The sequence below is a fragment of the Exiguobacterium sp. s91 genome, from assembly GCF_018618915.1.
Classification (GTDB): Bacteria; Bacillota; Bacilli; order Exiguobacteriales; family Exiguobacteriaceae; genus Exiguobacterium_A; species Exiguobacterium_A abrahamii.
The window spans coordinates 1,797,256-1,814,383 of record NZ_JACSMZ010000001.1; the positions used below are offsets into that span (position 1 = coordinate 1,797,256).

16 protein-coding genes and 1 other annotated feature are annotated in these 17,128 nt (G+C 48.8%); of the genes, 5 read left to right on the plus strand and 11 right to left on the minus strand.

Annotated elements, in window-relative coordinates; all coding sequences use genetic code 11:
* Positions 1 to 22: 22 nt before the first annotated feature.
* Complete coding sequence (locus tag KNQ06_RS09405) at positions 23 to 202, plus strand: hypothetical protein (RefSeq protein WP_029341228.1); 180 nt, start codon at positions 23 to 25, stop codon at positions 200 to 202.
* Between the two features lie 29 nt (positions 203 to 231).
* On the opposite strand, the gene KNQ06_RS09410 is transcribed toward KNQ06_RS09405, so the two are convergent.
* Positions 232 to 1,422: a helix-turn-helix domain-containing protein gene (locus KNQ06_RS09410; RefSeq protein WP_167507531.1), complete on the minus strand. Its 1,191-nt coding sequence runs from the start codon at positions 1,420 to 1,422 to the stop codon at positions 232 to 234.
* A 120-nt stretch (positions 1,423 to 1,542) separates the two neighbouring features.
* On the opposite strand from KNQ06_RS09410, the gene KNQ06_RS09415 reads away from it, so the two are divergent.
* On the plus strand, positions 1,543 to 2,811 hold the full coding sequence (locus KNQ06_RS09415) for an MFS transporter (RefSeq protein WP_214724548.1): 1,269 nt from the start codon (positions 1,543 to 1,545) through the stop codon (positions 2,809 to 2,811).
* 19 nt (positions 2,812 to 2,830) lie between these two features.
* Here KNQ06_RS09415 and KNQ06_RS09420 read toward each other — a convergent pair whose 3' ends face one another.
* A complete protein-coding gene (locus KNQ06_RS09420) occupies positions 2,831 to 3,841 on the minus strand; it encodes an LLM class flavin-dependent oxidoreductase (protein WP_023467737.1) in 1,011 nt (336 codons plus the stop codon).
* 163 nt (positions 3,842 to 4,004) lie between these two features.
* Between KNQ06_RS09420 and KNQ06_RS09425 the strand changes: the two genes are divergently transcribed.
* The 3 genes from KNQ06_RS09425 (at position 4,005) to KNQ06_RS09435 (ending at position 5,869) form a co-directional block, all read left to right on the plus strand.
* The gene (locus tag KNQ06_RS09425; protein WP_058265183.1) at positions 4,005 to 4,490 is read left to right on the plus strand and encodes a pyridoxamine 5'-phosphate oxidase family protein; all 486 of its coding nucleotides are present in this window, start codon (positions 4,005 to 4,007) and stop codon (positions 4,488 to 4,490) included.
* 117 nt (positions 4,491 to 4,607) lie between these two features.
* Positions 4,608 to 5,576, plus strand: a complete 969-nt coding sequence (locus KNQ06_RS09430; protein WP_149427035.1) for a cation diffusion facilitator family transporter — start codon at positions 4,608 to 4,610, stop codon at positions 5,574 to 5,576.
* Positions 5,573 to 5,869 (plus strand): MGMT family protein, encoded by a 297-nt coding sequence (locus KNQ06_RS09435; RefSeq protein WP_149427034.1) that lies wholly within the window; start codon positions 5,573 to 5,575, stop codon positions 5,867 to 5,869. Before KNQ06_RS09430 ends, KNQ06_RS09435 begins: the two co-directional genes overlap by 4 nt.
* Before the next feature lie 63 nt (positions 5,870 to 5,932).
* Here the strand turns inward: KNQ06_RS09435 and KNQ06_RS09440 are convergent, their stop codons facing one another.
* The 9 genes from KNQ06_RS09440 to KNQ06_RS09480 all read right to left on the minus strand — a co-directional run bounded on the left by KNQ06_RS09440 (position 5,933) and on the right by KNQ06_RS09480 (position 17,035).
* Positions 5,933 to 6,454: a pyrophosphohydrolase domain-containing protein gene (locus KNQ06_RS09440; protein WP_064300216.1), complete on the minus strand. Its 522-nt coding sequence runs from the start codon at positions 6,452 to 6,454 to the stop codon at positions 5,933 to 5,935.
* Between the two features lie 61 nt (positions 6,455 to 6,515).
* Positions 6,516 to 8,165, minus strand: a complete 1,650-nt coding sequence (locus KNQ06_RS09445) for an aromatic amino acid hydroxylase (protein WP_214724546.1) — start codon at positions 8,163 to 8,165, stop codon at positions 6,516 to 6,518.
* Positions 8,166 to 8,225: 60 nt separating this feature from the next.
* Positions 8,226 to 8,430 (minus strand) — a binding site (T-box leader).
* A 70-nt stretch (positions 8,431 to 8,500) separates the two neighbouring features.
* Entirely contained in the window at positions 8,501 to 9,646 is a 1,146-nt protein-coding gene (locus KNQ06_RS09450; protein WP_023467731.1) for an FUSC family protein, read from the minus strand.
* Between the two features lie 105 nt (positions 9,647 to 9,751).
* Positions 9,752 to 11,686, minus strand: coding sequence for a PTS fructose transporter subunit IIABC (locus tag KNQ06_RS09455; RefSeq protein WP_149427032.1), 1,935 nt, complete (start codon positions 11,684 to 11,686; stop codon positions 9,752 to 9,754).
* 17 nt (positions 11,687 to 11,703) lie between these two features.
* Positions 11,704 to 12,624, minus strand: coding sequence for a 1-phosphofructokinase (gene pfkB / locus KNQ06_RS09460; RefSeq protein ID WP_215148074.1), 921 nt, complete (start codon positions 12,622 to 12,624; stop codon positions 11,704 to 11,706).
* Positions 12,621 to 13,367: a DeoR/GlpR family DNA-binding transcription regulator gene (locus KNQ06_RS09465; RefSeq protein ID WP_023467728.1), complete on the minus strand. Its 747-nt coding sequence runs from the start codon at positions 13,365 to 13,367 to the stop codon at positions 12,621 to 12,623. The genes pfkB and KNQ06_RS09465 overlap by 4 nt, the downstream gene beginning before the upstream one ends.
* Before the next feature lie 287 nt (positions 13,368 to 13,654).
* Complete coding sequence (locus KNQ06_RS09470) at positions 13,655 to 14,479, minus strand: fumarylacetoacetate hydrolase family protein (RefSeq protein WP_215084623.1); 825 nt, start codon at positions 14,477 to 14,479, stop codon at positions 13,655 to 13,657.
* 132 nt (positions 14,480 to 14,611) lie between these two features.
* Positions 14,612 to 16,054, minus strand: a complete 1,443-nt coding sequence (locus KNQ06_RS09475) for a SulP family inorganic anion transporter (RefSeq protein WP_214769192.1) — start codon at positions 16,052 to 16,054, stop codon at positions 14,612 to 14,614.
* A gap of 72 nt (positions 16,055 to 16,126) precedes the next feature.
* Positions 16,127 to 17,035 (minus strand): TetR/AcrR family transcriptional regulator, encoded by a 909-nt coding sequence (locus KNQ06_RS09480; RefSeq protein ID WP_035398167.1) that lies wholly within the window; start codon positions 17,033 to 17,035, stop codon positions 16,127 to 16,129.
* Between the last annotated feature and the right edge of the window lie 93 nt (positions 17,036 to 17,128).

Sequence of the window (17,128 nt, forward strand, 5' to 3'; positions counted from 1 at the left end):
GATATGGAAAGGATGTGTCTGCATGTCTTATAAAACACTTTATGTTCGGCTCCTCTTTCTTGCCTTATTGATTTTTGGTGGCTCGATGATCTTGCATTATATCCAGACGGGAGACGTCTATGTCGGTCACTTGATTGTTTCCGTCGTCGCATGCGTCTTATTGATCTTCAGAAGAACGACATCCTCACACGAACAGGCATGAAGCGCACTCGCTTCATGCCTGTTTTTTCGTCATTGAATATTAACCAATGTTTGTATCTCTCGCTCAAGATCGCCTTTGAGGCGTTCACTTTGAAGATCATCCTTCAATCGTAAGACATCATTCAGCCGTTCCTGACCGACACCTTGTTGCATCGCCAGTACGAGCGTCCGCAACATCATCGCTTGGTCGAACCCACTCGCCGCAAGCCAGTCATCTTGCATCTCCCATATCTTATCGACGCTCTGCTGAAGCGTCTGATTCGGTAATTCGATGCCGTTCACAAGGAGATGGACTTCGAGTTGTCCGATGTAATGTTTCGCGTCGTCGATCGCCACAGTAACGAGTTTTTCCCACGCCATCTGCATGCCGGTCGTATCGTTTTCAAAAATCGCGATGAGTCCTTTCGTCAAATCGACTTCAATCCGTCCAACGGCAGTCGTTTCACTAAATGCAAAAAACTGCTCCAATCGATCAAACTCTTGCTGTGATTGTTCGATTTCCCCTTCTAGATATAAAAACAGTCCGAGAAAACGTTGAAACGAAATGACATGATAATAGACATCTTGCTCCCGCATATACTGAACCCCTTCACGCAATAAGGCGATCGCTTCTGTGTAGTGATCATCGAACAAACTTGCTCGAAGTGCACGCAAGATTTGGAAATTTAAATAGGTTTTCGGTGCAAGTGGAATCTCGCGTGGTACATCCATTGCTTCGATCAGCTCGTATGCTTCCTTTGTCCGTTTGAGATTGAATAAAAAATAAACTTTCGAGATCTGAACGAGCAACTGCTCATCTTGACGACCGAGCTGTCGAAAAATCTGCTCCGCTTGGTCGTAATACGTCAAACCAAGCTCCGGATTCTTCGTTCGGAGGGCATCGCCGTATTTATGGTAGACCTGCCCTTGCCAATAAGAAGTCGTTTCCGGAACCAAGTAAGGTTTTAGCAGTTCCTGAATTTTTTCGTCTGAAAAATATGGGGTATGCCGCGAACGGATTGTTTCGATGAGTTCCCGCATCTGAACATCCCGCGGATCAAGCATCAATTCTTCGACCGTCACCTGTAATCGCCTAGCAATCGCCTGTAGTGCGGGTACAGACGGTGTCGCTTTCCCATTCTCGACCATACTGAGCATTGACTTCGTGATGATGCCGGTCGCAACATCCGTTTGCGTCATTTTTTTCTGTTTTCGGATCTGTTTGATACGTTCCCCTAACACACTAGTCACTCCTTTTATCATAAAAGTTAAATTATATTGAACTTTATCTTTACATTTTTCTTCCACTCCTTTATTCTACACTAAAGTTCAATAAAATTTAACTCTGAAGGAGTGAACAGGATGTCATTTAATTTAAAGCGTGTCTTATTCGGAAAGTTTTGTTCATTATTCGCAGCTAGTCTCTTTACGTTCGTCGCCGGATTAACCGTCTTACGGGAAACATCGTCTGGTTTTCAGTTTGCGCTCGTCCTGCTTGCAGGATCAGTGCCACGGATTTTGCTCTCACCGGTTGCTGGTGTCCTCGCTGATCGTTGGAACCGGAAACGAATCATCGTCATGACCGAAAGCTTAAGTGCACTCGTCTTGTTTGGACTTTTGTTCTATTCGCTACTAGCCCCTCTACATACCGTTCATTACATCGTTGCTAGTGTCCTCTTGACGAGCCTGTCGACGTTCCTGTCCGTTACCTTATCAAGCTCGTTACCGCGACTCGTAGAAGAAGAGGAGTTACAACGCGGGAACGCACTCTTCTCGACGATTCAATCGACCTCAACGATCACTGCTCCACTCGTTGCGGGATTGCTCATCGCCACTGTCTCCATCACGCAATTCTTGATCTTACCGTTTCTCTTGTTTGCCTCTGCTGCCTGGTGGAATAGCCGCCTCCGCTTTCTTGCAGTGGATACCTCTCCTCTAGCTACTACCGATACTCCGTCTTTCGTCTCGGAGTTTAAAGAGGGCTACCGCTATCTGTTCCGTCAACCAGTATTGACGACACTCGTCCTGATGGCGATCGTCCTGAACTTCTTTTTTGTCGCTTTCGAAATCTTGTTACCGATCATCTTGCTCGATCGACTGCAATTCACACCATTTCGGTTTGGAATGGTCGAGTCCGCACTAGGTGCCGGTCTTCTTGTCGCTTCGTTGCTTCTTGCTTTACCTCGCTTTACGGTGAAACGTTCGTTACGCACGATATTCGAGTCGCTCTTTTTAATCGCCTCTTGTTATGCGCTTCCTGCACTTGCTCTACTCGGCTATGTTCCATCTGCTCTACTACTACCTTTTTTCATGATTCTATTATTCATCGACGGCATGCTCGTCTTACGGATGAACATTCCACTACAGCTCATCGTTCAAAAACAGACCGATCCGGCTTACCTCGGACGTGTCATCGGTGTGCTGGAATCGATTGCAATGGCGATGATGCCGATCGGTACCCTATTGTTTGGTTTACTCAGTGATCATGTATCTATCATCGTGCTACTTGGAGTCGGTACAGTCGGCTTATTCGGTGCAGCATCATTCGGATTCCTCCGACTTCGTAAAGACATCTTATCCGAGAGCATTCCTGTAGCAGAAGCAAAAAACACGTCCTCCCTCACTTCGTGAGAAAGGACGTGCGTATCGGTCAGACCGTCGCTTTGACGGCATCCATGATTAATTTCAATGATTGTTGTTTTGCTTCCTTGTCAGCGATCATCGAAGCGATCATTACTTCGTCTGTGCCATAGGAATCAGCGAGCTCTTGCAATTGTTTTGCAACGGATTCCGGGTTACCAACGATCATCCGCTTCCGGTTTTCAGCGATCCGGAATTGGTCTTGGAACGTATACGGATACGCCGCTGCCTCTTCTGGAGTTGGCGTTCCTGTCGACGAGACCCCTTTTTCAAGTAGGAGGAGTGACAGATCCAGGCTTGAAGCTAACCGTTCTGCTTCTTCCGTCGTTTCAGCACACGTCACGAAGATCGAGACGAGCGTTTGTGGTGTCTCATTGAACGACGTCGCCATGAAGTTATGACGGTAGTAGTCCATCACTTCTTGTCCACCTTGTCCATTGATGAAGTGAGCAAAGGCAAATCCGAATCCGCGTTGTGCGGCGTTCAAGGCACTACCACCACTTGATCCAAGCAACCAGCCTTCTGGTGTCGTATCGACTTCTGGTGTTGCGACGAGTCCCGCGAACCGGTGTCCGGCAGGCGCTCCGTCTTTCAAGTAATCGACGAGATCATCGAGTTGTTCGCCGTAATCGGCTCCACCAAAACGTGGCGACGATCCTTCTTGCAACGCACGTGTAGCAAGCGGCATACCGCCCGGTGCCCGACCGAGGCCAAGGTCGATCCGGTTTGGTGCAAGCCCTTCAAGGACACGGAAGTTCTCTGCGACTTTATAGGCACTATAATGCGGCAACATGACACCCCCTGAACCGAGGCGAATCTGTTTCGTCACTGCCGCCATGTAGGCGATCAAGACTTCCGGGCTTGAACCAGCCAGTGTTTTAGCGAAGTGGTGCTCAGATACCCACAAGCGATGATAGCCGAGTTCGTCCGCGATTTTCGCGAGCTCGACCGTTTCGTGTAAGGCATCAGATGGGGATTGTCCTTTAGAGACCGGGGATTGGTCTAAAATACTAAGTTTCATGTATGTCTCTCCTTTTTCTTTCGAATGCGTACCTACACTGTACGCCTCCTCGTTGTACGGTGCAACGAAACTGCTTCTTTCTGTCATGGGGACGTTTTCATTTTGAAATTCAGGGAACAATGCCTAAGTGAGCATAAAAATCTAACGAATGAGGTGGAGTTACATGTCAACCCATACTACAAATCAAGAAGCAGTCGAAACGGTCAAGAAACTGATTGATAAAATCGAAACAGCGATGCTGACGACGATTTCAACAGAAGGGCTCGTATCGCGTCCGATGCAAACGCAGGATATCGAATTTGATGGCGACCTCTGGTTCCTCACTTCAAAAGAAACAGACAAGTATCAAGAACTACTTAAGAATCCGAGTGTTAACGTCGCATACGTCGACAAATCATACGTCTCGATCCGTGGGACAGCAGAACTCGTCGAAGACATCGAACGAAAAAAAGAGCTCTGGAGCCCACGCTACGAAGCATACCTTGGAACGACATACGAAGATCCGAAAGTCGTCTTGATCAAGGTCAACACGGAAGCTGCTGAATACTGGGAAACGGGAAACACGACGAAGTCCGTCAAACAAGTCTTGAAGAAAGTCGTCGGCAAAGACGATGAGAACGAAATCAATAAAACAGTCGACTTGTCTTGACGAGTTAAACCCGCGCAGCTTGCGTGGGTTTTTTCGTGTGAAGATAGTCGTTTTTCTCAAAATGATGTAACATAATAAAGTGAACTAATACGTAACTTAACTAAAAGGAGTACAATCATGGGAGAATTTTTTACATTATTACGCCGGGGAAACCGGTCGGCGCTGACGGCAGGCATCGTTAACTCCGTCATCGCTATCATCAAGGCAATTGCCTACGTCCTGACGGGAAATGTCGCGATGTTCGCGGAGATGATGCATACGCTCGGGGACGCTGCCAACCAATTTTTTGTCTTCATCGGTTCTGCCCTCAGTAAAAAGGCACCGACGAAACGATTCCCGAACGGCTTCGGTCGTCTCGTCAATCTCGTCTTGCTCGGTGCCATCCTCTTCGTCGGTATCATGGCGTACGAGACAATTCATGAAGGGATCGCCCACATCATCGAACCGACGGAATCAACTGGCTTTTGGATCACGTTGTCTGTCTTGTTCGTCGGTGTCGTCTTAGAGAGTGGCGTTTTCGTGAAAGCGATGCAAGAGATCGCACACGATGCGAAGTTAGACTCGAAAGGACCACGCTTGATTCTTGACAGCTTCCGCTCACTCAAACAAGCAAAACCCGCCACACGCCTTGTGTTTCTGGAAGATTTGGTCGCAACGGCCGGTGGCATCGTCGCAATGATTGCCGTCATCATCTCGCATGTAACACCGTTTCATCAGGCAGAAGGAATTGCTTCGATCCTCATCGGACTGATGATGTTTTACGTCGTCGGGAATGTCTTCCTGCAAAACGCAGCTGGTGCACTAGGTGAAGCCGATGAGACGATGGCAGCACGTCTCGGTGGACTAATCATGAAGGACCCTGACGTCAAGGACATCAGTAAACTCGAAGTCATTAAGGAAGGCGATCATTTCCACGTCGAAGTCGAGATTGAAGTCGACCCGACGTTGACAATCGCACAAGCGGACGACATCAAGGACCGTCTCGAACTCCAGATTCGCCTGCAACAAGGTATCATCGATGTGACGATTGGATTTGATGAAGACGATAAGATTCAACAGTATGTCGTTGCTACGGACGAAACATGACACCATTCACGCAAGATGTCCTGATTATCATTCGTTCGATCCCTGCTGGTCGGGTCATGACGTACGGGCAAGTCGCTCGACTCGCCGGTCATCCGCGTAGCGCCCGACAAGTAGCGCGGATTCTTCACAGTATGAGTAAGACGGAACGTCTACCGTGGCACCGCGTGCTTGCTGCTGGCGGAAAACTATCGCTTGAAGGCGATGAACAGCGACTGGCACTTGAAGCAGAGGGGGTCGAGTTCCTGACCGCCCGTCAACTCGATTTATCGCGTTATCAAGTCAAAAGTGAATAGATACAACAAGAGAGGGATGACCGGTTCGCAGACCAGTCATCCCTCTCTTTTTATCGTCATGAATCACGCTTTCGACGTACTCGAAGCTACAGCGATTTGCCGACGTACTTCTGCTTCTAATTGTGGTTCCGGTGGTTGCCAGCCTTCCGGTTTCATGACCTTTTGGTCCGATTCCCGGAAGATTGGTTTTCCGTCCGGTCCAAGCTTCGCCATGTTCGCACGCTGGACGATCTCGAACAATGGAGCCGGATCAAGCCCGATCTCAACGAAGCTTCCCATGATGAAGTAGAGGGCGTCCGTCAAGGCATCCCCTTGTCCGACGAGCCGTTCGACATCTGTTTCGGGTTGTTTCATCTGAAGCGATTTTTCGACCGCTGTATCAAGTCCTGACTTGAAACGTTCGATCGCTTCGAGAAATTCTGCTTCACTCGTCGCCGATTGATGTAGGAACTCAACGACCGCTTCTTCTGCCGTCCAGGTCGAGCGTTTGATTCCACGATCGACCGTCATAGGTGTTGGCGTCGTTGCGCCAGGGTGTGAAAACACACGGTGGAATTCCTTTACGTCTTGATAATAATTTGTCATAACCGATCATCCCCTTTTACCGAATGTCTCCATTCTAACAGGTTCAGAACCGGAGTTCGACTCATTGATGAACGACGTCGAGTAAGGCCATCCCACGCGTGATCAATTCATCTCGCTGCTCAGATGTCGCTTTTAAGCGCTCGAGATCTGCAATCAGACGTGGTTGATCGACTTCATCCGCTAACTCAAGTAATTCAAGACGGAGTAACCAAGCGTCCGGTAACTGGACGAGTGTCTGATCGATCAGTTGCGGTAACCGTTCTCGTCCGGCACGACCTTCGCGAATCTCGCGGACGACTTCGAAGATCGGATCAGCCGCTGTCAACGGACGTTCGATTCGTTCGAACTCGACCGTTTCCGGAATCGGCTTCAGTGCTTCAACTTCCGTTCCCGGGAATGCTGACGTGATGTCACCGACGATCAATTCCATCCGGTCCATCGTCATCGTTTTCCCGTCGTTTGCAAGCGTCGCTGCTTCTAAGACGACGAGCGCCCGATTTCCATTGACGTTTTGAATCGCTGTGATGTCTCCTGTGACATGAACATTTCCTTCCGCCCAGTCGAGACGTTCACCGACTTTGACTTGCATCAATACTTCGTTCAATTCCTTGCCGTGAAGGAGTGTAAAGCCTTCCGGATGATCTGCAAGTCCTTGACCTGTCAACACTTCACCGTTCGCAGCAAGCGCTGTCGGTCCAGTTAGTTTGACGAGATGCAGCGAATCGTGAATCTCTTGCGTTTCAGGAACACCGACAAGCGAGAGACCACTGTCGAAGACGAGCGTCGATAGGTTACCTGATTCGACCGCTTTCGTCAGTCCGTGGATACCACCGCGGATGTAAGACATCGACTGTGCGAATTCTTCGAGTGCATCGCGGAGCTGTTCGAACGATTCACAGACGAAGAGTTCTTTTTGCATGCTCGTCACGTCATGTTTCGTCGCAAGTGCTTTCTCAAGCGAGAATGGATGTTTAACGACCGCGTCCGTCAAACAGTGGCGACTTTCACCGACGGATGATAAAAGACCTGCCCCGTAGATTTGTGGGTTGTCGATATCACCAATCAGACCGAATTCAACCGTCCACCAGAACAGACGTGAGATTTCGTTCGCTTCCGAAATCCCTTTGACGTGTGTCCGTGTCTCCGCGAGTTCGACTTCAGCTTGCTCGATATCGGCTGGCGTCGAGAACGGGCTCTCTTTGACGATCGTCAATTTCTTTAGTGCCTTGAACACGTCATGCTCGGCTTTATGGTTAAAGGCATGTGCTCCGATCTCACCGAAGCGTCGAACGAATTCCGCGTAGACCGGATTCATCAAGATTGGCGCATGCCCTGCTGCTTCATGCAAGATATCTGGCGCTGGTGTGTAAAGGATGTTATCGACCTTCCGAATGTCGGTCGCAATCGGCAAGAGACCGTGCCCTTGAAAATCGAAGAAGGCGACACCAGGAATGAGACCATCAACAGCGACTGTTCCCCAGCCACCACGGCTTAGGTTCGCTGTCATCTCACGCACGTCTGGAATCCGTTCCGGGCTGATGCCCGATGCAGCAAGCCCTTCGAGGTATGCCGGATGTGCTGTATCTTGTAATGTATTTAAATTCAGTCGCATGACGTATCTCCAAACGGCATGATCCGTTGGTGTGTAGTCTTCGTAGTGCTGTGGTGCGACGTGTGGACGTAAATGACTTGGAATGATTGGTGTAGACATATGAGTTCCCCCTTGAATGAATGATAGATAACAAAAAAGCCCCTGCCGAACATATTGTTCGACAGGGGCGACGAAAGCCGCGGTACCACCCTGATTACCCAGTCATCGACTGAGTCACTCATGATCGGGATAACGGTTTGCTCCGCTCGCTTACGCAAGAAGCTCAGAAACTGTAATTCAACACCATCTGTGTACACGTTCGCAGCGCCACGTGCTCTCTGAAACAGGGAGATGGTCTTTACTTCGGTTTCATCATCGCTTAATCTTTCGTTCTGTTATGCTGTTATACTGTTATGCTTTTAGCAAGTAAAGTATCGTTAAGGAGGACTATACGCTTACTTTTTACTTTCGTCAATGGCTTTTTTACGTTTAAATCGATTAAATGTTTTATCGCGGACTGATTTTTGTTCGATCGTCAGTGATGTGATATGACGACGAAGCGCACCGTTGAGCCGTTTTTCGAATGCTTCAAGCTCTTGGATCCACTCATTCATCGAGACGACGATCGGTAAGATTTCCATGATGACTTCTTCCTCGAGTTCATCGCGGTCAAGGAAAGAGTGCTTGACGAAGGCGATGTTCTCTTTGACGAGATCCTCCATCGCGAGTGGTTCTTCCGTCAACAAGAGATCATATGTCAGCAAGACCTTCTCTTGTCGCTGTGCGATATGCATCAAGTGATAAAACAATTCACTCCGAAGATCGTCCGCAATCGAGTCAAGGGCCTTCTCTCGCTCTCTGAAGCGCTCTGCCGTCGCGACACCACGTTCGAGGCACGATTGCATATGTTTGAGAATCAAGAGGTTCCGTAAGAGCGAGGCGTGCTTCTGACGCGTTCCTCGAATCTCTTCCTTGTGTAGGTTGAACAAGTTTTGTGTCTCAAGGAGCGAATTTGACATTTTATCAATCGCTGCCCGGTATGGAGCAACTTTTCCTTCGAAGGCAATCGCTCGCGTGACGACGAGCAGCTTTTCGAAGAGTTTCGTCGCTTTTTGATAGTAGACATTGCCATAGCGCGGCGGGAAGATCAGCGCATTGATGCCAAGCGCACAGCCGATCCCGAGCATGACGAGCAAGTAACGGATCAAGACGACTTGCCAAAGTGGCTCGGTCGCTGTCGCCACACTTTCGAGAATGACGATGATCATCAAGACGACGTGTGGAATCGTCCGCCCGAAACCAAAGGCTAGCAAGATCGAGATCGCTGCCATGATGACGATTCCGATCGCGAGCGGATTCGCTGGATTATCCCCTAAAATCCAAAGTGCGAGTAAAGTCAAAAAGGCACCAATCAAGTTGGCTTCTGCTTCCTCGAGAAATTGTTTCCATGTCTGATAGACCGAAGGCAGGAGTGTCGTCGCTGCCGAGATTGCAGGCAGGATCGGGCTGAGGTTGAACAGATTACTGATCAACAGCGCCAAGATGACCGCAAGACCTGTCTTGATGGTCCGTGGTCCGATTTGTAAGGATTGTCCACCCATGTCCATCCCTCCTTCTTATTCAGTATGCCCTCTATTCTTCACCGTTAGCCGTCAAAATTCAACAAAAAATCCCCTCCGCTTGAAAACGGAGAGGATTTAGATGAATTATGATGCTTTCGTACCTGTTCCTTCTGTCATTTCCGCTTTCGCGACCGATTGGTCAACAAGCGGTTTTTTAAGGAAGGATAGGATTGCCGCACCGACGAGTGAACCGATGAGGATCGCACCCGCGTAACCGACGATCGCCATGACCGTACCTGATGGACCATCAAGTAACGGGAAGACGAAGATACCGCCGTGTGGTGCCGGGAGCAAGACGCCGAAGACGATCGTCAACGCACCAGCGATCGCTGAACCAATGACACTTGACGGAATGACACGGAGTGGATCGGCTGCTGCGAATGGAATCGCACCTTCTGTGACGAACGATGCACCCATTGCGTAAGCAGCGATACCTGCTTCACGTTCTTGCGGCGTGAATTTCTTACGTGCGAACAATGTTGATGAGAAGGCCACGATGAGTGGTGGAACCATCCCACCTGCCATGACGGCTGCCATGACTTCCGTGTTACCTGCTGTAAGAGCAGCTGTACCGAATACATACGCTGTTTTGTTGATTGGACCACCCATGTCGATTGCCATCATACCTGCGACGAGCATACCGAGGAGGATTGCGTTCCCACCACTGAGTCCGTTCAGTGAATCCGTGAGCCATGTCATGAACTTCGCGATCGGCTCATTGATGACGAGTAACATGATCATCCCTGTGATGAATGAACCAAACAGTGGATAGAGCAAGACTGGTTTGATTCCTTCAAGAGCTGCCGGGAGACCTTTGAAGACTTTAACGAGTAAGAGCACAACGTAACCAGCAAGGAAACCGGCAATCAATCCACCGAGGAAACCAGCATTACCGTTGCTTGCAAGGAAACCAGCGATCAGACCAGGAGCAAGACCTGGTTTATCAGCGATCGACATCGCAATGAATCCAGCGAGAATCGGAATCAAGAGACCGAACGCGGCTTGTCCGATCGTCATTAACTGAGCAGCGAACTCGTTGTATGACGGATCATCCGGGTTCGCAGAGTTGATTCCCCAGAAGAAGCTGATCGCGATCAAGAGACCACCAGCGACGACGAGTGGCAACATTGCGGATACCCCACTCATTAAGTGTTTGTAGAATCCACCACGAGCTGGTTTTGAACTTTCGCTTGAACCGCTCGCTTTATAAACAGGTGCGTCCTGTTTGACGGCACGGTTGATTAATTCTTGTGGTTTACGAATTCCTTGTGCGACCGGTACTTCAACGACGTGTTTCCCGTTGAAGCGATCCATCTCAACCGCTTTATCCGCAGCGACGATGATCGCTGTCGCATCGTTGATGTCTTGTTGTGTCAAACCGTTCTTGACGCCTGTCGATCCGTTCGTCTCGACTTTGATGCGGACACCCATCTCTTCTGCTTTTTGGCGAAGGGCATCAGCCGCCATATACGTGTGTGCAATCCCTGTCGGACAAGCTGTGACAGCAAGGATATACGGTGCGTCTTGGTCAACATTGTCGCTTGAGACGTCAACTGGACCTTCTTCTTCACGTTCCTTCGCTTCGATTGCTGCGATGACTTCGTCTTTCGTTTTAGCCGCAAGGATCGTATCGCGGAAGTTCATATCCATCAGATAAACCGATAGCTTCGAAAGTGTTTCAAGGTGCGCATTATCTGCGTTCTCACCCGCTGCGATCATGAAGAACAACCGACTTGGTTGACCATCGAGTGCTTCGTAGTCAACACCTGCCGAACGACCGAAAGCGATCGCTGGTGTTTTGACTGCTGCTGTTTTTGCGTGTGGAATGGCAATGCCTTCCCCTAAACCTGTCGTACTTTGCGCTTCCCGTGCGAGAATCGCTTCTTTATATGCCGAGCGATCGTTCAGTTTTCCTGCCCGATCGAGGACGTTGACGAGTTCGTCGATGACAGCGGCTTTAGATGACGCTTGTAAATCGAGCTGAATCGTATCACGTGTCAAGAGATCAGTAATTTTCATGAGTAGTCACACTCCTTTTAGGATTGAATGAGTTCAACGACGTTGACGTCTACGAGGAGACGATCGATATCTTCCTTTGTACAAAGACCAAAGGAATAAGCAGACGCGCTACCAGTCGTCACCGCATAACGGAACGCTTCTTCTGGTGATTTACCGAGCGCGTGGCTGGCGACGAATCCAGCGACGAGTGAATCTCCGGCACCGACGGAATTGACGAGCTTCCCTGCCGGTGTGTTTGCCGTATAGGCACCTTGACGATTGACAAGTAGTGCTCCGTCTCCTGCAAATGAGATGACGACGTTCTCGGCACCACGCTCGACGAGCTGCTGGGCGTATGGAACGGCCATCTCCTTCGACGTAATCTCGACGTCGAAGATTTCACCGAGTTCATGGTGATTCGGCTTGATTAAAAATGGACCGAGCGGTAAGACTTCAAGCATCGCTTCCTTCGTCGTATCGACAGCGAAGCGGACGTTCCGTTCATTCAGGATCGTCGCGATATGACGATAGAGATCATGCGGCAGACTGCTTGGGATACTACCTGCGAAGACGACGATGTCACCGGCTTCCATCGTCTTGAATCGGGATAATAAATGCTCCAGCTCTTCCGGTTGAATCTTCGGTCCCGCTGCATTCAACTCAGATTCTTGATCGGCGCGAATCTTTACGTTGATCCGCGTCTCATCTTGAATCGGTGTGAAGTCCGTCAACACGCCTCGTTTCTCGAGTTCCGTCCGGATGAATTGTCCGGTACTTCCTCCAAGGAATCCGAGTGCTTGTGTTTCCACCTCATAGTTTTTTAGGACGAGAGAGACGTTGATCCCTTTCCCTCCGGCCACTTTTTCCGCCTGTTCGACACGATTGACTTGTCCTGCCTCAAATACCGGTAACGTGACATAATAGTCGATTGATGGGTTGAGTGTCAGTGTATAAATCATTTCGCGTTCACCACCTCTGTGTATTGACTGTATTTCGCTTCTTGCTCACTGGATGTCGTCGTGATGATCGTCGCTGCTTGCAAGGACGCCACACGACTGAAACTGATCGCATCCAGCTTCGTCTCATCGACGAGTACATACGATTGTTTTGCTAATTCGATCGCTGTCTTCTTTACGAGTGCCTCTTCCGGATCTGGTGTCGTGAAGCCTTGTGCCGGATGAACACCGTTCATCCCAAGGAACGCGACATCAAAATGGTAAATCAACATTCCTTCACGTGCGTTGTAACCGACGAGTGCTTGCGTTGAATGCTTGAGTTGCCCTCCGACGACGAACGTCGGGATACGGTGATAGAGTAACGTGTTCGCTAGAGGAAGACTGTTCGTTACGACCGTAATCGCCTTCTCTTCGAGATACGGAACGATGGCAAGCGTCGTCGTTCCGGCATCGAGATAGACATACATCCCGTCTTCGATCAGATCGGCAGCCGCTCGCGCGATCCGTTCCTTCTCTTCGACGTGTTGGTCACTCTTCTCGAAATAACTCGGTTCTTCAATTTGCAAATGGTTCGCTGTCGCGCCCCCGTGCACCCGACGCAGATGACCTGCTGTCTCGAGTTGTGATAAATCCCGACGAATCGTGGATTCACTCGCACCGGTTTGTTCGACGATCTTTTGCATCTTGACGACTTCTTCTCGGGCTAAAAGCTCAAGGATGAGTTGATGGCGTTTTTTGGTTAACATAAGGTTTCCCTCCGCATCTTTAATATAAAGCGTTTACATCTAAAAATCAATCAAAAACGTTCAAAATTTATATAAATTCTTTATAAAACGTTCAAAATACGACTTTTTTCGACATGAAACCGTTCTTATAGTTTCATTATACATCAAAAACGGTCATTTTATGACTGTTTTATTGGTTAGAATCAATCATTTTTTAAATTTTTGATGATTTTCACAAAATAAAAAACCACTTTCCAAAGCAACTTGGAAAGTGGTGAATGAAAATCGGTCATTTCAGTCATCTTCGTTCACTGGACTTCATTTTGCAAGCGACCGATTCCTTCAATCGATACTTCGACGACATCCCCTGTCTGAAGGTAGACCGGTGGTTTCATGCCGTGACCCACACCAGCCGGAGTGCCTGTCGCAATGATGTCCCCTGCTTCAAGTGTCATCCCGCGTGACACTTCAACTAAAATCGTTACGACATCACGCAACATCAAGGCCGTTGATCCCGATTGACGGAGTTCCCCGTTCACACGCGTCTCGACGAGGGCGTCACGCGGATCAAAGCTGTCCGCTGAGACGATGACCGGTCCGAACGGACAGAACCCATCGAGTGATTTGCCACGGAAGAACTGGACGTGTTCTTTTTGTAAGTCCCGCGCTGTCACATCATTGACGATACTGTAGCCAAACACGTGATCAAGTGCATTCTCAGGTGTCAGATCACGCCCCGTCGTGCCGATGATGATGGCGAGTTCACCTTCATAATCCAGTTGCTGTGTCAAATCCGCATGCCGCTCAATCGATTCGAACGGACCAACGATCGATGTCGGTGCTTTCGTGAACAAGACGAATTTCCCCGCTCCCGCCGTATCCATCTCCTTGATATGATCGGCGTAGTTCTTGCCGACACAGATGACGTTTCGTGCCGGAATATACGGTGCCAGTTTTCGAACATCCCCTTTAAGTTGTTGCGCGATATCTAAATCAAGATCAACATCGAACTCACGTGAAATCACTTCAAACAATGAATCCGTATAGACTTGTGCCGTCACATCATATGTAGAGCCATCCCGTTCAACCCCGATCCCTACTTTTCCTTCTTGCTCAAATCGAAACCATTTCATCTTAACTGCCCCCTTTTGTTTTTAGTATAGCGAAACCAATCAACGGACGCACTTCTCATCGTCAATCTGAAGGAAACAAAAAAAGCGGTCGACATCGTGTCGACCGCTTCTTCCTATCCTCTTCCTTTTTCCTCATGCGATTCGCTGCGCTAATCGATCGACGAGCGCTTGCGACTCTTCGTTCAATCCAACGAGTTCAACTTTTTTGCCAAGTCGTTCGTATTTCAAGACGACGTTTTCGATTGCTTCGATAGCGGAATCATCAAACAAGTGACACGCTGAGAAATCGAGCGTGATGACAGACGATGGATCAGTTTCGAGCTGGAACTGTTCTGCAAATGCTGTCGTCGATGCGAAGAACAACGGTCCACGAATCGTATAACGGACTCGATCTGTTTGCTCCTTGCGCTCGACTTGAATACGAGAAATTTTTGACGCAAATAATAACGCAGCAAGCAAGATTCCGACAAGAACGCCCATTGATAAATCGTTCGTCAATACGGTGACGAGAACGGTTGCGAGCATGACAGCAGAATCACTCTTCGGTGACGTCTTGAGCATCTTGAATGATCCCCAGTCAAACGTCGCATACGAGACGAAGAACATGACGCCGACGAGTGCTCCCATTGGAATCGTCATCAATAGATCGTTCATCGTAAACATCAACAGCATCAGGAACACACCCGCTGTCAACGTCGACAATCGACCACGCCCACCGGACGTGACATTGATGACCGATTGACCGATCATCGCACAGCCCGGCATGCCACCGAACATACCAGCGATGATGTTCGCAATTCCTTGTCCGCGTGATTCTATTGCTTTGTTTGACGTCGTATCCGTCATCTCATCGACGATTCGTGCTGTCAGCAACGATTCGATCAACCCGACGAATGCAAGTGACAATGCATACGGGAAGATGATTTGGAGCGTCTCAAGCGAGAACGGAACATCCGGCAAGAAGAAGCTTGGTAACGCCGCTTCGATTTGCCCCATGTCCCCGATGACTCGTGTATCGAGTGAGAAGACGACCGTCAACACTGTCATGATCGTGATCGCAACGAGTGGTGCCGGGATCGCTTTCGTCACGCGTGGGAATAACAAGATGATGGCGAGTGATGCGGCGACCATTGCGTACATGATCCAGTTCTGTCCTTCGAATTGCGGCAGTTGTGCCGAGAAAATCAAAATCGCTAAAGCATTGACGAATCCGACCATGACGGATCGAGGAATGAACCGTAATAACTTAGCAATTCCTAAAAATCCGAACGCGATTTGTAGAATTCCGGCAAGGATACCGGCAGCTAGTAAATAATCGACACCATGGTCCTTGACGAGCTGGACGACGACGAGTGCCATCGCACCGGTCGCAGCTGAAATCATTCCGGGACGACCGCCGGCAATCGAGATGACGATCGCAATGATGACGGAAGCGTATAAACCGACCATCGGATTAACGCCAGCGATCAGCGAAAACGCGATTGCTTCCGGAACGAGTGCCAAGGCAACGACGATTCCGGATAGCAAATCCGCTTTTGGTTGCAGGAACCACTCTTTTTTCCATTGAGTAAACATATGATGATTGAGACCCCTTTTCTAACATGAATGGTCTCAGTGTAATCCGATTAGTTTCAAAAAGCAACCTTTTTAGGAAGTTTTGGTCCGCACACGGGCAATCTCATCGACCATCGCCTTATAGGTCGCCATGATTTCCTGACCCGCAAAGACCGGATCTTCGTCCATCGTCTCGAGTGCACGGCGTAGAAGATGAATTTTCGGTTTCTTCCGTTCGAGTAGTTCTTCATAGATGAAATCAAGAACCTCTTCATGGGCTTCCTTCGATTCATCGGAAATCGATGACAAGGTAATCAAGCGCTTCATATGCGCACTCGTCTTCTCGAACAAATCCTTCCGAATGACGACTTCATCTTGTGGACGATCGAGCCAAACGGATAGGAAACGCGGGGGAATCAACTGTTCTTCTGTCCGACTGACGTCTTCGACGAGATGCGTCAATCGATTGAATACGTAACGGACGACCCGTTCCGGTTGTGTGTTCGGTTCGGATTGACGGAAGAAGTACATCGCATATTGCAACATCCCTGTATAAATGACCGCTAAATCTAGAAGATACGGTTCCTTCGTCTGACCGAATAAATCACGTAATCGTTCGAACGTCCATTCGATCTCGAGAAGACGGTTATTCTCCATGAACGTCTTCAGTTCTTTTTCATTCGAAGCAATCGCCTCTTCGAACAACGTATACAATTTATATTTTTGCATCAGTTCCAAGTAACAGTTACCTTGTTGGATGAACGTCTCATAATCCGAAACATCTCGTCCGACGAGAATTTCTTTGCGTGCCGTCCGCATCTTTTCAAAGACGGTATTAAATACATCAATGAATAATTCATTTTTAGAGGAGAAGTAGTTATAGAACGTTCCCTTGGAAACGTTACTGTGCTCAAGAATGTCCTGGATGGACGTCGATTGATAACCTTTTTCGACGAATAGCTGATAGGCAGCATCTAGTAGTTGTTTCTTTTTTGGATTCATGGTCTTGTCCTTTTCTGTTCAAATGATTGCAATGGTTTACCAATCACTTATTTTAGTGTATGAAGCAAATAATTTGAATTCATTCGACTTGGA